The following is a 13341-nucleotide window of genomic DNA, read 5'->3' as shown; positions in this document are numbered from 1 at the left end:
AAAAAACCCGCCAAGCGAGCCAGCGGGTCCGTTACGACCGCCGCTTTAGCTGCATTTGTAACGCGCCCGCAAGCTGGAGGCTCAAATCGGCGCAGTGGGGATTCGGTACGCCGAAATCGGAATGGTGTCAACGCGCCTGACGCGGCGTCCATGCGGGTGCCCGGACGTTGCTCTCTGCGTTACCCCTGGGTAGACATGGAGTGCCATCATGACGGATCAACTCGAAACCCTCCTGGCGACCATTCGCGCCTGCCGGTTGTGCGCCGCGCACCTGCCGCTCGGACCCCGGCCCGTGCTGGTGGTCGAGCCGAGCGCCAGGATCCTGATTATCGGCCAGGCGCCCGGAACCAAGGTGCACGAGACCGGCATCCCCTGGAACGACCGCTCCGGCGATACCTTGCGGGGCTGGATGGCGGTCGACCGGGAAACCTTCTACGACCCGGCCCGGATCGCCATCCTGCCCATGGGCCTGTGCTACCCCGGCGTGCTGCCGTCGAAGAACGGCAGGAGCGGCGGCGACGCCCCGCCCAGGCCGGAATGCGCCCCCACCTGGCACGCGCCGGTGCTGGAGCATCTCCCCAATGTCGAGCTGATCATCCTCGCCGGCCAGTACGCCCAGGCCCACTACCTGGGCGCGGCCCGGCATAGGACCCTGACCGAGACAGTGAAGCACTGGCGCGACTACGGTCCGCGCTTCTTCCCGGTGCCGCACCCGTCCTGGCGCTCGGGCAACATCATCCGCAAGAACCCGTGGTTCGAGGCCGATCTGCTGCCGGATCTGCGGGCGCGGGTGGCGGCACTGGTCTAGCCCTACTCTTCCGGTTCGGTCGTGAAACGCAGCGGAAACCCGGCCTGCCTCGCCATGTCGTTGGCCCGGTCGGCCTTCGTCTCGGCGATGTCGCGGGCGTAGACGGCGACCACGCACACACCCTTGCGGTGAGCCGTCAGCATCACCGCATAGGCCCGGTCCTCGCCCATGCCGAACTCGGCCTTCAGCACCTTCACGACGAACTCGCGCGGCGTGAAGTCGTCATTCAGCAGAATGACCTTGTACATCTTCGGCCGCTCGACCTTGGGCTTCACCCGGGTCTTCGAGCGGGTATCGGTGTCGCTCATCGCAGCGTCTCCGGCCCGGGTCCCGGCCCGGGCGAACCTCAGCGCATCAGGTCCTTCAGGACCACATGGGTCTCGAACCGCTTCACGTAGCTCTCATAGAAATGGAGCTTGGTGAACCGCTGGTAATCCTCAAGGTCGGCGACCTCGATGCCGAGCAGGTAATCAGCGGATCCGGTGACATGGTAGCACTGGACCACCTCGGGAGCCTCGCGCATGCGCCGGGTGAACTGATCCTCGCGGTCCGGACGGTCGCGCTCGAAGGTCAGCAGGACGAAGACCGTGACCTTCCGCTCGCGGTATTCCGGCGCCACCAGGGCCACTTCCCGAGCAATCACCCCCTCGTCGCGCAGCCGCTGAAGTCGGCGCAGGCAGGCGGCAGGCGACAATCCGACCGCCGCCGACAGGTCGGCACCGGTGCGTCGGCTGTTCTCCTGCAACAGCGCCAGGATGCGCCGGTCGAAATCATCCAGATCGATCACTGCCAGTCCCCATGCAAAACGCTTCGTGCGAGCCCGAAGCGCTTGGACCCCCGATTTTGCGAAATTCTATCGTCCCGAGCCGGTCTGCGCGAACCGTCCGCATGCGCCCGGCCCAACTCTTAAGGGACAGCGCGGGCTTCCCGCTCCGAAGATGAAAGGAAAGCACCATGACCGCCCACTCCCAGATATCCCGCATCCTCGCGGCCCACCGACCGCCGGCATTCGGCAGGATCCTCCTGGCCCTGGTCGAGCCCCTGCGACGCCGCTGGCAGGCGATCCTGGACGCCGAGCATCTGGCGGACCAGCCGCCGTACCTGCTGGCCGATGTTGGACTCGACCAGAACGATGTCGAACGCATCCGGCGCGGCGAGAGCCCGACACCGCCTCCGGCGCTGCACCGCACCATGACCGTCGACAGAACCGGCCGTCCTGCCTAAGGTCTCAGGATCCCGCATGCGTCCCTCAAGGCCGACTCCGAAGGAATAACCATGCCCGCCGTCCTCTTCCGTACCGACAACGACAGCCCCGACCAGTGGCGCGAGGCGCTGGCCAAGCGAATCCCCGGCCTCGATTTCCGGGTCTGGCCCGATGTCGGCAACAAGGAGGACATCAAGTTCGCCCTGGTGTGGAAGGCGCCGGCCGGGGCGTATGACGGCATGGCCAACCTGAAGGCGATCTGCTCGCTGGGCCAGGGCGTCGACCACATCTTCGCCGAGCCGAACCTGCCCGAGGGCGCGCAGATCCTGCGCATCGTCGATCCCTGGATGGCCCAGGCCATGGCCGAGTGGGTACTGCTGCAGGTGCTGCGCTTCCTCCGCCAGGGCATGGAGTACGAGCAGTTCCAGCGCGAGGGCCGCTGGGTCAAGCTACCGGCACCGGAGACCTCGACCAAGCGGGTCGGCATCCTCGGCATGGGCGCGCTCGGCGCCCAGGCGGCGACCACAATCGCCGCCCTGGGCTTCGACGTCGCCGGCTGGTCGCGCACCCGCAAGGAGATCGCCGGGGTGAAGAGCTTCGCCGGGGAAGACGAATTCGATACCTTCCTGGCGCGCACCGACATCCTGTGCTGCCTGCTGCCGCTGACGCCGGAGACCACGGACATCATCAACGCGGAGACCCTGGCCAAACTGCCGAAGGGCGCCTTCGTGGTGAACTCCGGCCGCGGCGCCCAGCTCGTGGAGGAGGATCTGCTCGCTGCCCTGGAGAGCGGCCATATCGCCGGCGCGTCCCTGGACGTGTTCCGCACCGAACCGCTGCCCCAGGACCATCCGTTCTGGACCCATCCCAAGGTGCAGGTCTGGCCGCATGTCTCGGCCCAGACCAATGCCGAGAGCGGCGCCGACCAGGTGGCGGAGAACATCCGCCGGATCTTCGCCGGCGAGACGCCGATCAACGTGGTCAGCCGCGAGCGGAAATACTGATGGGCACGGTCGACACCCCGATCGTCGCCGTCCACAGCACAGGCGACGGTCCCTCGGCCTGGGTCGCGGCCCTGAAGGCGGAGATGCCGGGCGTGGACGCCCGTCCCGCTCTCGAGATCGCCGGCGACGACCTCGCGCGTGTCGATGTCTCGATCTCCTGGCGCCTGCCGCACGGGGTCATGGCGAGCTTTCCCAACCTCAAGCTGGCCCAGTCGATCGGCGCCGGCGTCGATCATATCCTGGAGGATCCGCAGCGACCGACGCACGTCCCGATCGCCCGGCTGATCGACCCGTTCATGGCCGGCTCGATGACCCACCACATCGTGCTGCAGATCCTGCGCTGGCACCGTCAGGCGGATAAGTACGAGCGGTTCCGGGCCGATCACTTCTGGGCGATGAGCGAGGCTTTCGATCACCGCAAGCTGCATGTCGCCATCCTGGGGCTCGGCACTTTGGGTGAGCATCTGAGCCGGTCGCTCACAGCCTTGGAGATCGCCAATACCGGCTGGACCCGCTCTCCCCGGTCGGTCGAGGGCGTGGCGTCTGTGTCGGGCGCCGAAGCTCTGGACGCGCTGCTGGGCCGCTCCAATGTCGTGGTCTGCCTGCTGCCGCTGACGGCCCAGACCGAGGGCGTGCTCTGCGCCGAGCTGTTCGCCAAGCTCCCCCGAGGGGCGCTGGTGGTGAATGTGGGGCGCGGCGGGCACCTGGTGGAAGAAGACCTGATCCCGGCCCTGGATTCCGGCCAGCTCTCCGCCGCGGCGCTGGATGTGTTCCGCCAGGAACCGCTGCCGTCCGACCACCCGTTCTGGGCCGACGACCGCATCTACATCACGCCGCATATCGCCGCGGAGGTGAATCCGGCCACGGCCTCCATCGTGTTCGCCAAGAACATCGCCCTGGTCCGCGCCGGCGAGACGCCGACCGGGTTGGTCGATCTGAACCGGGGCTACTGACGGCGGACGCCTCAGTTCGCCTACACCGGTCGCCGGTATTCATCGTATAGTGACTCAACCGTCGCGGTAGATGAGGCCATCCGTGAGTCACACAACCCAGACCGCCTGGAGCGACCCGGGTCCGTATACAGGCAGTCTGGCCGCCCTGCCCGCGGAACCGGTCGCCCTGGCCGATGCGCTCGAGAACGTCCTGATCCATGTTGGCGTCGCCTATGCCGAAGGGCTGGGCGTACCGGAGGCGGCCAAGGCGGATGCCAATGCCCGAACCTTGTCCCGGCTGCTGGAGATCGCCCTGTCGCGCGATCCGCGTCCGCTGACCGAGCGCCGGGAGCCGGCGCATCTGCTGTACGGAACCTGTCACGACTTCGCCCTGTTCGCCGCCGGCGTCCTGCGCAAGGCCGGGGTCGAAACCCGGATCCGCGTCGGGTTCGCCGATTACTTCTCCGACGGCTTCTGGGACGATCATTGGATCTGCGAGTACCGGCGCGGCGGCGACTGGAAACTGTTCGACCCGGAACTCGGCCCCCGGATGCGGCACCGCTTCGGCATTTCCTTCAACCCCACGGACCTTCCGCGCCGACGGTTCATGACCGGGGCTCAGGCCTGGCGGGCCGCCCGCGCGGGGACGCTCGACCCGTCCACCGTCGGAGTTTCGGCGATCGGTATTTCCGGCACGTGGTTCGCCGCCGGCAGCCTGCTGCGCGATGCCGCCGCGGTGGCGGGGCTCGAGCTGCTGCCCTGGGACAGTTGGGGGCCGGCGGCCCAGGCGGTGCGCGACCGGCACGTGGCGGAGGAGAACCTTGCCTGGTTCGACAGCGTCGCCGCCGCCTTCGCTCATCCGCCGTCGACGCGCGCCGCCGCCTATGCCCTGCTATCCGGCTTCCCCGGCGCCCTGCCGGGCGCCACCGTCCTCAGCGTGGTGGACGACAGGCTCGCAGAACAGCCGGTTCTTTAGACCGGCGGGCTGGCCGGCTCCGCCGCCCGTCCGCGCCACAACTTCAGCAGCAGGGGCAGGAACCAGACCGCCAGGGTTATGACCCCCAGAACGGCGGCGATCGGCCGCTCGAAGAAGGCCAGCAGGTTGCCGTCTGCCTTGATCATCGCGGTCATGAAGTTCCCTTCCAGCATGGGGCCGAGCACCAGGCCGAGGATGGCCGGGGCGACCGGGAACCCATTCTCTTCCATGACGAAGGCGAGGATGCCCATGACCAGCATGATCACGACGCCGAACAGGCTGTTGTCGATCGCATAGGCGCCGACGGTGGAGAACAGCAGCACGATCGGCCAGATGATGCCGCGCGGAATGCGCAGGATGTGCCGGGCAAGGCCGATGGCGGCGAAGCCGAACGGGATCAGCACGATATTGGCCAGGAAGAAGGTGATGAAGACGCCGTAGATCAGCTCCGGCGAGTGGATGAACACGGTCGGTCCCGGGTTCATGCCCTTCACGTAGAGCACGCCGATGACGATGGCGGTGATCGAGTCGCCCGGAATGCCGAAGACCAGGGCCGGAACCCAGGCGCCGCTGAGCGCGGCGTTGTTGGCCGAACCGGCATCGACGATGCCTTCCACGTGGCCGGTGCCGAACTTCTCCGGCTCCTTCGACAGTTTCTTGCTCAGCGCGTAGGACACCCAGGCGGCGATGTCGCCGCCAGCCCCCGGCAGGATGCCCACGGCGGTGCCGAGCACGCTGCCCCGCACCACGCCCCTCCAGTAGCGCCGGAACACGCCACCGAGGCCGCTGAAGAGCTGCATAAGCCGGCTCAACTTCGGCGGTGCCTCGCTGGGTCCGGCGACCATGTTGCGCAGGATCTCGGCGATGGCGAACATGCCGATCATCGCCGGGATGAAGGCGACGCCGCCCAGCAGGTCGGGAATGCCCAGCGTGTAGCGCGGATAACCGGCGGTGATGTCGATGCCGACGGTGGCGATGAACAGGCCGATGATCAGCGAGATCGCGCCCTTCAGCGGGCTGGCCGTGGACACGAAGACGGCGCAGGTCAGGCCCAGGCAGGCGAGCCAGAAATATTCGAACTGGGTGAACTGCAGCGCCACCTCGGCGAGCTGCGGCGCCGACAGGACCAGAACGATCGTCCCGAACATGCCGCCGATGGCCGACCCGACCAGGCTGGTGCCGAGCGCCCGCTCCGCCAGTCCCTTGCGGGTCATGGCGAAGGCCTCGTGCGCATAGGCGGCCGAGGCCGGCGTGCCCGGAACGCGCAGCAGGGCGCCAGGAATGTCGCCGGCGAAGATCGCCATGGCGGTTGCCGTCACCATCGAGGCGATGGCCGGCACCGGGTCCATGAAGAAGGTGAGCGGCACCAGCAGGGCGGTGGCCATGGTCGCGGTCAGACCGGGGACCGAGCCGACGACGAGGCCGAAGATCGCGGCGATCGCCATGGTGCTCAGGACTTCGAGATTGAAGACCAGCGGCAGGGCTTGCAGGAAGGGGTCCATCGAAACCTCAGTAGACCACGGACTCGAGCACGCCCCAGGGCAGCGGCACGAGCAGCAGGCCGTAGAAGATCTGGTGAATGGCGGCGGTCACCGCGGCGGCGATCACGAAGGAACTGATCCATCGGCCGCGCAGGCGCACCATCAGCGTGAACACCACCAGGAAGGCGGTGGGAATGAAGCCGAGCCAGTCGGAGACAAGGATGTAGAAGAGGACACCGCCGACCGCGAGCGCCAGGGTCAGGAGATGCCCGGGCGTGCGGGCCCATTCGTCGGTATCCAGCAGCGGCTGGATCGCCCGGTTGCGCCAGCCCGACAGGATCAGGAGCAGGCCGCCGATGGCGAAACCGGCGCAGAGCAGGCGGGGGAAGAGTGCCGAGCCGTAGTCCTGGCCCGGCACCTGTGGGAAATCCAGGGTGCCGACCGCGGCGAGCGCCGCAAAGCCGATCAGGACGATCCCGAGGATCGCGTCGTTGAACCGCATGTCGCCACCCGGATGAGGTTTTGTGGAAGGTGGGCCGGGTCGGGCCTTACTTGGCCAGACCGACCGCCTTCAGAACCTTGCCGTAGTCGGCATCCGAGGTCTCGTAGTGCTTGGCGAGCGCGTCCGGGCCGCCCCAGATCATGCCGAAGCCGCGCCCCGCCATGAAGTCCTTGAACTCCTGGCTGTTGTAGACCTTCTCCACCGTGGCGGCGAGCTTGGCCTGGACGTCCGCCGGCAGGCCCTTCGGGCCGGCCACGGTGCGCCAGGCGGCGGTCTGCCAGTTCGGGCCACCGGCCTCGGTCAGGGTCGGGATGTTCGGGAAGGCGTCCAGGCGCTTGTCGTTCATGACGGCGAGCACCTTGACCTTGCCGGCCTCCATCAGCGCGCGGGCCTCGACCACCGAGGCAGTGACCGTGTCGATGCCGCCGGCGGCGAGATCGGCGAAGGCCGGTGCGGCACCCTGGGACGGGACCCAGCCGATGGCGCTCGACTCCATTCCGGCTTCGACCAGCATCCCGGCCAGCGCCAGGTGCCAGATGCCGCCCTGGCCCGTGCCCGAAGCCTTCATCTTGCCCGGGTTCGCCTTGGCGTCCGCCAGAAGGGCGCCGACGTCGTTGTACTTGGAGTCGATGTTGACGGACACGCCGGCCGGATCGGCGTTGTACAGCGCGATCGGGGTGTAGTCCTTGTAGCTGAGCTCGGTCAGGCCGATCCAATGCATCATCGCGATCTCGACCGTGACGATGCCGATCGTGTAGCCGTCCGGCTTGGCCGAGGCGATGGCCTGGTGGCCGACGACGCCGCCGCCGCCCGTCCGGTTCACCACGTTCACCGGCACGCCGAGCTCGTCCTGCATGATCTTCGCGATCATCCGGCCGGTGGCGTCGGTGCCGCCGCCGGCGGACCAGGGCACGATCACCTGGATCGGGCGTTCGGGATATTCGGCGCGGGCGGGACCGTTGACCAGGGCGACCGTCGCCATGGCAACCATTGCCCAAGCAACCATAAAGGTGCGTTTCATCTGCTGTTTCCTCCGGTATTGGATTTTTTTGGTTATTTGTCGTCTTTGATCCGCCAACGGTAGCATCGGCGGCATGCGCGTCTAGGGGGAAAATCGCGAAATCCGGCTTCCGGCAAGTGCGGTCAGGCCGGCGGCAACGGAACCGGCACGGCGGGACCGACGCCCGGACGCACGCCTACACCGTCTGACCGACGGCGGGCGACCCCGCGACAATCTGTCCCGACTACCGACGGAAGACTATTCCGGTCGCTCGAGCCCCACCGCGGCCAGGGCGGCATCCTGGCGCTCTGTCAGCGTCTCCACGTCGAACTCGCCGATCAGCTCGTGGAACAGGCGGTACCAGTTCACCTCCGCCTTCAGGTGCATGAACACCGAGCCCAGACCGAGGGCGGCGCGGTCCATCAGCACGAACTCGCGCGGCGGGCGCACGCCGCTCAGCCGCTTCAGCTCGCCATGCACCTTCTCGGCGATTTCGCGGCCGTAGAGGCCGGAGCCGCTCTCCTGGATCTTGCGGGTGCGGTCCTCCATCAGCGGGCCGTAGAGGAAGCGCGCCCAGACGTTCAGCACGTCGATGGTCTCGCGGTCGAGATCGGTGAAGCCCCAGCTCGCATAGGCCTGGACCGCCAGTTCCTCGTCGTCGTCGCGCAGCGCGCGGTAGAGGTCGATGACCCCTTTCACGAAGGCCGGCGGGAACACCCGGATGCAGCCGAAATCCAGCAGATTGATCGAGCCGTCGTCGCGGATCGTGTAGTTGCCCAGATGCGGGTCGCCGTGGATCACGCCGTAGAAATAGAACGGCACGTACCAGGTCCGGAACATGTTGTGGGCGACCCGGTTGCGGGTCTCGATGTCCGGGTTCTCCTCCAGGAACTTCATGAACGGCGTACCGTCCAGCCAGGTCATGGTGATCAGCCTGCTGGTGGACAGCTCGTCGACCACCTCGGGAATGTGCACCGCCGGCTCGTCGGCCAGCATGTGGCGGTACAGCGCCATGTGCCGGGCCTCGCGGCCGTAATCCAGCTCCTCACGCAACCGGGCCGAAAGCTCGGTGTGGATCAGCGACGGATCGATGGCGGTGTCGTAGCGCCGGTACAGCTTGAACACCCAGTCGAGCTGGCGCAGGTCGGCCTCCACGGCCGAGGACATGTCCGGGTACTGCAGCTTGACCGCGACCTTGCGGCCGTCATGAAGGACGCCGCGATGGACCTGACCGAGGGAGGCGGCCGAGGCGGCCTCGCGCTCGAACTCGGCGAATTTCTTCTGCCATCCGGCCCCGAGTTCGGTGGTCATCCGCCGTTTCACGAAGGGCCAGCCCATGGCCGGCGCGTTCGACTGAAGGTGGCTCAGCTCGTCGACATATTCCTTCGGCAGGGCGTCGGGCACGGTGGACAGGATCTGCGCCACCTTCATCAGCGGCCCCTTGAGCCCACCCAGCGCCGCCTTCAGGTCGGCCGCGTGCTCCGCCTTGTCCACGCTGAGGCCTAGGTAGCGCTCACCGGCCAGCCGCGCGGCAAGGCCGCCCACGGCGGTGCCGACACGGGCATAGCGGCGCACGCGCCCACCCAACGAATTGCGTTCGGAATCGATGTCGCTCATGCAGGGATAGATAAGCTGTCGGCAGGGAAAGGAAAGGCGAATTCAGCGGGGTGTGGCGCATTCCTCAAACGCGTACCGTCGTCCTGAACTTGTTTCAGGACCAACGCGTGGACGGGTCCGGATCCATAGGCCTCGGAGCGGTCAGAAACTTGATCCTGAAACGAGTTCAGGATGACGAGGGGTGGTTGAGGCAGGGCGTCACGTCCGCCAGGGCGAGGTCTCGCGGTCGTAGTCTCGGCCGACCTCCGCGACCCGGATGCGGTAGCGGGCGAACATAGTGTCCCGGCCCGCCGACTGGGCGGCGTAATGGGCCGAGCGCTCGCGCCAGCGCTGGATCGCCGCCTCGTCCTCCCAGGTGGAGAGCGACAGGATCTTGCCCGGCGTCACCAGGCTCTCGAACCGCTCCACCGAGATGAAGCCCTCCACGGTCTGCAGCTCGGCGCGCAAGGCGGCCGCCATCTCGAAATAGCTGTCGCGGCAACCGTCCTTCGGCTCCACCTCGAAGATCACCACATGCATGCTATCCACCCCGCCTCAGGCGTCGTCGCGCAGCCAGGGAACGGTGCCGACCTCGATCCCCTCATCGGCCAGCGCCTCACGCTCCTGCGGGGTGGTGTCGCCGTAGATCCCGCGGACGTCGCTGTCGCCGTAATGGATCTTGCGCGCCTCCTCGGCGAAACGGTCCCCGACATTGTCGAAATTCTGCTCGATCTTCCGGCGCAGGGTGAGAAGCTGCTGCTTGAGTGCGAGCGCCTGGGCCTGTGACTGGGTGGCGACCTGCTTCTGCTCCGGGCTCTGCGCGGGGACCGGAACCGTCTCCCGGTGGGTGCCCTGGAGGGCCGGGGCCATCAGGGCGCGCGAAACCTCGGACGACCCGCAGTCCGGACAGGACAGCAGGCCCGATTCGGCCTGTTTCTCGAAGGCCGAACTGTTCTGGAACCACGCCTCGAACTCATGCTCGGCGTTGCAGCGCAGGCGGTAATGGATCATCGGTCAACCATTCGCGGACATGTCTGTAATATAGCGAGCATCCGCGGCCGTTCCAGCGACGAAAGCTGCCGCCGCCGCACCAGACAGAGGCCCGTGATGCCCGCGACCCCGTCCGATCTGGCGCGCCTCGACCGCGATCATCACCTGCACCCCTTCACCGATCCCAAGGTGCTGCAGGACGACGCGCCGATCGTCATGGCCGGCGGCAAGGGCAGCACCCTGTGGGACGAGGACGGTAAACTCTATCTCGACGCCCTGGCCGGTCTGTGGTGCGTGAATGTCGGATACGGCCGCAAGGAGCTGGCCGAGGTCGCCGCCGACCAGATGGAGCGGCTGGCCTATTACAACACCTTCTTCAAGACCACGACGGCGCCTGCCGCGGCCCTGTCCGCCAAACTGGCCGAACTGATGCCCGACGGGCTGGACCATGTGGTCTTCGCCAATTCCGGCTCCGAGGCGCTGGACACCATCGTACGGTTCTGCCGGCTGTTCTGGGAGCTCAAGGGCCAGCCGGACAAGAAGATCATGATCGGCCGGGAGGAGGGCTATCACGGCTCCACCCTGGCGACGATCAGCCTGGGCGGCACGCTCGCCATGCAGGCCCAGGGCGGGCTGCCGCTGGCCGGGTTCGAGCATGTGAATACCGCCTACAAATTCCGCCACGGCGCGCCGGGCGAGAGCGACGAGGCCTTCACCGAACGCGCGGCGGGCTGGATCGAGGCGAAGATCCTGGAGCTGGGTGCCGACAGGGTGGCCGGCGTGGTGGTCGAACCGGTGCAAGGGGCGGGCGGCGTCATCATCCCGCCGGCTGGCTATCTGGCCCGGGTGCAGGAGATCTGCCGTCGCCACGACGTGCTGTTCGCCCTGGACGAGGTGGTCAGCGCCTTCGGTCGGCTCGGCGCCTGGTCGGCGGCGGAGAAATTCGGCCTCGCCCCCGACTTCATGGCCCTGGCGAAAGGCCTTTCGTCCGGCTACCAACCGATTTCGGCGGTCATGGTCGGCAGCCGCGTGGCCGAGACCCTGATCGAGAAGAGCGGCGGCATCGCCCATGGCTTCACCTATGCCGGCCACCCGGTGGCCGCCGCCGTGGCGCTGGCCAACCTGGAGATCATCGAGCGCGAGGGCCTGATCGCCCGGGTGCGCGACGACCTGTCCGACTATTTCGCCACGGCCCTGGGCGGGCTCGCCGGCCATCCGATGGTGGGCGAGGTGCGCAGCCTCGGCCTGATCGGCGCGGTGGAACTGGTGCAGCAGCGCGACCCGAAGATCCTCTACGACCCGGAAGGTCTGGTCGGGGCGGTGGTGCGCGATCAGATGCAGAACCGGGGCGTGATCGTCCGCGCCGTGCGCGACGCCCTGGTCATCGCCCCGCCCCTGGTCGTCACCCATCGCGAGATCGACCGGATCGCCGACACCTTGCGCCTCGTCCTGGACGACATCCTGGAGCAGATCGGCGTGGTCGGCGACGACCGGGCGCTCGCCGAGATCACCGCCGGCGGCGGCGCGCTGAAAGGCCTGACGTGCCTCGTCACCGGCGCATCGCGCGGGATCGGTGCCGCTGTCGCCGAGCGCTACGCGGCCGAGGGGGCCCGGGTGGTGCTGGCCGCCCGCTCCCAGGCGGATCTGGACCGCGTGGCCGCCCGCATCCGCAAGGCCGGCGGACAGGTCGCCACGCTCGCCCTCGACCTCGGCGACCCGGCCGCCACCGACGGACTGGCGGCGCGGATCGGCGAGAAATTGGGACGGCTGGACGTGGTGGTGGCCAATCACGGGGTGCTCGGCGAGATCGCGCCGCTGCCTGAGGTATCGGACGCCGTGTTCGACCAGGCCGTCGCGGTGAACCTCACCGCCAGCTTCCGGCTGCTGCGCGAGCTCGACCCGTTGCTGCGCGCCGCTCCCAACGGCAGGGTTCTGCTGGTGACCTCCGGGGCGGCCCAGGGCGCCATGCCCGACTGGGGCGCCTATGCGGCGTCCAAGGCCGGGTTGGAGGCCCTGGCGCGGGCCTATGCGGCGGAGACGCGGTCCAGCCGGGTGCGGGTCAACCTGGTCGATCCAGGCGAGGTGCGTACCGGGATGCGCGCCGCCGCCTTCCCGCAGGAGGATCCCACCCGTCTGCCGGTGCCGGAGGAGATCACCGGCGTCTTCGTGCGCCTCGCCAGCCCCGCCTGCAGCTTCTCGGGCGCGCGGGTGCCGGCCAGTGTGGAGGTGTAGACATGAGCGCCGACGCCGATGCCCGTCCCGACGCCGTCCAGCAGGAGCCGTCCCCCTGGGTCGCACGGTTCGCGCCGATGGTGCCCGAGGGCGGGACGGTGCTCGACGTCGCCTGCGGGTCCGGCCGCCACGCCAGGATGTTCCGCGACCGCGGCCATCCGGTCGTCGTGCTCGACCGCGACGTGGTGCAGGTCAGCGACATGGCGGTCGATCCCGACGTGGAGATCGTCGCCCGCGACCTGGAGAGCGGCCGTCCCTGGCCATTGGAAGGTCGGACCTTTGCCGGGGTGGTGGTGGTGAACTATCTGCACCGGCCGCTGTTTCCGGCCCTGGTGCGCTCGGTCGCCCCCGGCGGGGTGCTGATCTACGAGACCTTCGCGGTCGGCAACGAGCGGTTCGGGAAGCCGAGCAATCCGGACTTCCTGCTGCACCGCAAGGAGCTTCTTATCGCGGTCCGCCCGGAGCTGCAGGTGATGGCCTTCGAGGATCTGGAAGAGCAGGTGCCCCGCCCGGCGGTCAGGCAGCGCGTCGTGGCGGTCCGGGCGGGGTAAATCCCCATTCCAATATAGTTCGACTTCCTTGAAGGCGGCCCAGAGGGCTGTCTATCCAGGACCGT

Annotated in this window: 15 protein-coding genes and 1 riboswitch; of the genes, 7 read left to right on the top strand and 8 right to left on the bottom strand. The window is 68.0% G+C overall.

The features are described from left to right. Positions 1–24: 24 nt before the first annotated feature. Positions 25–103: riboswitch (SAM riboswitch) on the bottom strand. A gap of 105 nt (positions 104–208) precedes the next feature. Continuing rightward, on the top strand, positions 209–808 hold the full coding sequence (locus tag T8K17_RS08170) for a uracil-DNA glycosylase family protein (protein ID WP_322334005.1): 600 nt from the start codon (positions 209–211) through the stop codon (positions 806–808). A 2-nt stretch (positions 809–810) separates the two neighbouring features. Here the strand turns inward: T8K17_RS08170 and clpS are convergent, their stop codons facing one another. Both clpS and T8K17_RS08160 read right to left on the bottom strand, forming a co-directional pair. Then, positions 811–1116 carry an ATP-dependent Clp protease adapter ClpS gene (clpS, locus tag T8K17_RS08165; protein WP_322334004.1) on the bottom strand — a complete coding sequence of 102 codons (306 nt, stop codon included), beginning with the start codon at positions 1114–1116 and terminating at the stop codon, positions 811–813. A gap of 38 nt (positions 1117–1154) precedes the next feature. After that, positions 1155–1595 (bottom strand): Lrp/AsnC family transcriptional regulator, encoded by a 441-nt coding sequence (locus T8K17_RS08160; protein WP_322334003.1) that lies wholly within the window; start codon positions 1593–1595, stop codon positions 1155–1157. A gap of 167 nt (positions 1596–1762) precedes the next feature. On the opposite strand from T8K17_RS08160, the gene T8K17_RS08155 reads away from it, so the two are divergent. The 4 genes from T8K17_RS08155 (at position 1763) to T8K17_RS08140 (ending at position 4924) form a co-directional block, all read left to right on the top strand. Then, positions 1763–2032 (top strand): hypothetical protein, encoded by a 270-nt coding sequence (locus T8K17_RS08155; protein ID WP_322334002.1) that lies wholly within the window; start codon positions 1763–1765, stop codon positions 2030–2032. Positions 2033–2083: 51 nt separating this feature from the next. Then, the gene (locus T8K17_RS08150; protein WP_322334001.1) at positions 2084–3016 is read left to right on the top strand and encodes a glyoxylate/hydroxypyruvate reductase A; all 933 of its coding nucleotides are present in this window, start codon (positions 2084–2086) and stop codon (positions 3014–3016) included. Continuing rightward, positions 3016–3969, top strand: a complete 954-nt coding sequence (locus T8K17_RS08145; RefSeq protein ID WP_322334000.1) for a glyoxylate/hydroxypyruvate reductase A — start codon at positions 3016–3018, stop codon at positions 3967–3969. The genes T8K17_RS08150 and T8K17_RS08145 overlap by 1 nt, the downstream gene beginning before the upstream one ends. Before the next feature lie 82 nt (positions 3970–4051). Then, a complete protein-coding gene (locus T8K17_RS08140) occupies positions 4052–4924 on the top strand; it encodes a transglutaminase domain-containing protein (RefSeq protein WP_322333999.1) in 873 nt (290 codons plus the stop codon). Here T8K17_RS08140 and T8K17_RS08135 read toward each other — a convergent pair. The 6 genes from T8K17_RS08135 to T8K17_RS08110 all read right to left on the bottom strand — a co-directional run bounded on the left by T8K17_RS08135 (position 4921) and on the right by T8K17_RS08110 (position 10514). Next, complete coding sequence (locus tag T8K17_RS08135; protein ID WP_322333998.1) at positions 4921–6426, bottom strand: tripartite tricarboxylate transporter permease; 1506 nt, start codon at positions 6424–6426, stop codon at positions 4921–4923. The genes T8K17_RS08140 and T8K17_RS08135 overlap by 4 nt on opposite strands. 7 nt (positions 6427–6433) lie before the next feature. After that, on the bottom strand, positions 6434–6907 hold the full coding sequence (locus T8K17_RS08130) for a tripartite tricarboxylate transporter TctB family protein (protein ID WP_322333997.1): 474 nt from the start codon (positions 6905–6907) through the stop codon (positions 6434–6436). Between the two features lie 46 nt (positions 6908–6953). Then, positions 6954–7928: a tripartite tricarboxylate transporter substrate binding protein gene (locus T8K17_RS08125; protein WP_322333996.1), complete on the bottom strand. Its 975-nt coding sequence runs from the start codon at positions 7926–7928 to the stop codon at positions 6954–6956. Between the two features lie 237 nt (positions 7929–8165). Beyond that, positions 8166–9524 (bottom strand): ABC1 kinase family protein, encoded by a 1359-nt coding sequence (locus tag T8K17_RS08120; protein WP_322333995.1) that lies wholly within the window; start codon positions 9522–9524, stop codon positions 8166–8168. A 198-nt stretch (positions 9525–9722) separates the two neighbouring features. After that, positions 9723–10043 carry an antibiotic biosynthesis monooxygenase gene (locus T8K17_RS08115; protein ID WP_322333994.1) on the bottom strand — a complete coding sequence of 107 codons (321 nt, stop codon included), beginning with the start codon at positions 10041–10043 and terminating at the stop codon, positions 9723–9725. Positions 10044–10058: 15 nt separating this feature from the next. Beyond that, a complete protein-coding gene (locus T8K17_RS08110) occupies positions 10059–10514 on the bottom strand; it encodes a DUF1178 family protein (protein ID WP_322333993.1) in 456 nt (151 codons plus the stop codon). 96 nt (positions 10515–10610) lie between these two features. Between T8K17_RS08110 and T8K17_RS08105 the strand changes: the two genes are divergently transcribed. Both T8K17_RS08105 and T8K17_RS08100 read left to right on the top strand, forming a co-directional pair. Beyond that, on the top strand, positions 10611–12725 hold the full coding sequence (locus tag T8K17_RS08105) for an aminotransferase (RefSeq protein ID WP_322333992.1): 2115 nt from the start codon (positions 10611–10613) through the stop codon (positions 12723–12725). A 2-nt stretch (positions 12726–12727) separates the two neighbouring features. Continuing rightward, the gene (locus T8K17_RS08100) at positions 12728–13276 is read left to right on the top strand and encodes a class I SAM-dependent methyltransferase (protein WP_322333991.1); all 549 of its coding nucleotides are present in this window, start codon (positions 12728–12730) and stop codon (positions 13274–13276) included. Positions 13277–13341: the final 65 nt, after the last annotated feature.

Source organism: Thalassobaculum sp. OXR-137 (genome assembly GCF_034377285.1).
Lineage (GTDB): Bacteria > Pseudomonadota > Alphaproteobacteria > Thalassobaculales > Thalassobaculaceae > Thalassobaculum.
The sequence above is the reverse complement of the archived record's forward strand: the minus strand, read 5'-3'. Positions and strand labels throughout refer to the sequence as shown.

Excerpts from the sequence above, each read along its gene's own strand:
- T8K17_RS08170 (WP_322334005.1), top strand. The coding sequence starts at position 209 with ATGACGGATCAACTCGAAACCCTCCTGGCGACCATTCGCGCCTGCCGG.
- clpS (WP_322334004.1), bottom strand. The coding sequence starts at position 1,116 with ATGAGCGACACCGATACCCGCTCGAAGACCCGGGTGAAGCCCAAGGTC.
- T8K17_RS08155 (WP_322334002.1), top strand. The coding sequence starts at position 1,763 with ATGACCGCCCACTCCCAGATATCCCGCATCCTCGCGGCCCACCGACCG.
- T8K17_RS08150 (WP_322334001.1), top strand. The coding sequence starts at position 2,084 with ATGCCCGCCGTCCTCTTCCGTACCGACAACGACAGCCCCGACCAGTGG.
- T8K17_RS08145 (WP_322334000.1), top strand. The coding sequence starts at position 3,016 with ATGGGCACGGTCGACACCCCGATCGTCGCCGTCCACAGCACAGGCGAC.
- T8K17_RS08135 (WP_322333998.1), bottom strand. The coding sequence starts at position 6,426 with ATGGACCCCTTCCTGCAAGCCCTGCCGCTGGTCTTCAATCTCGAAGTC.
- T8K17_RS08130 (WP_322333997.1), bottom strand. The coding sequence starts at position 6,907 with ATGCGGTTCAACGACGCGATCCTCGGGATCGTCCTGATCGGCTTTGCG.
- T8K17_RS08125 (WP_322333996.1), bottom strand. The coding sequence starts at position 7,928 with ATGAAACGCACCTTTATGGTTGCTTGGGCAATGGTTGCCATGGCGACG.
- T8K17_RS08120 (WP_322333995.1), bottom strand. The coding sequence starts at position 9,524 with ATGAGCGACATCGATTCCGAACGCAATTCGTTGGGTGGGCGCGTGCGC.
- T8K17_RS08115 (WP_322333994.1), bottom strand. The coding sequence starts at position 10,043 with ATGCATGTGGTGATCTTCGAGGTGGAGCCGAAGGACGGTTGCCGCGAC.
- T8K17_RS08110 (WP_322333993.1), bottom strand. The coding sequence starts at position 10,514 with ATGATCCATTACCGCCTGCGCTGCAACGCCGAGCATGAGTTCGAGGCG.
- T8K17_RS08105 (WP_322333992.1), top strand. The coding sequence starts at position 10,611 with ATGCCCGCGACCCCGTCCGATCTGGCGCGCCTCGACCGCGATCATCAC.
- T8K17_RS08100 (WP_322333991.1), top strand. The coding sequence starts at position 12,728 with ATGAGCGCCGACGCCGATGCCCGTCCCGACGCCGTCCAGCAGGAGCCG.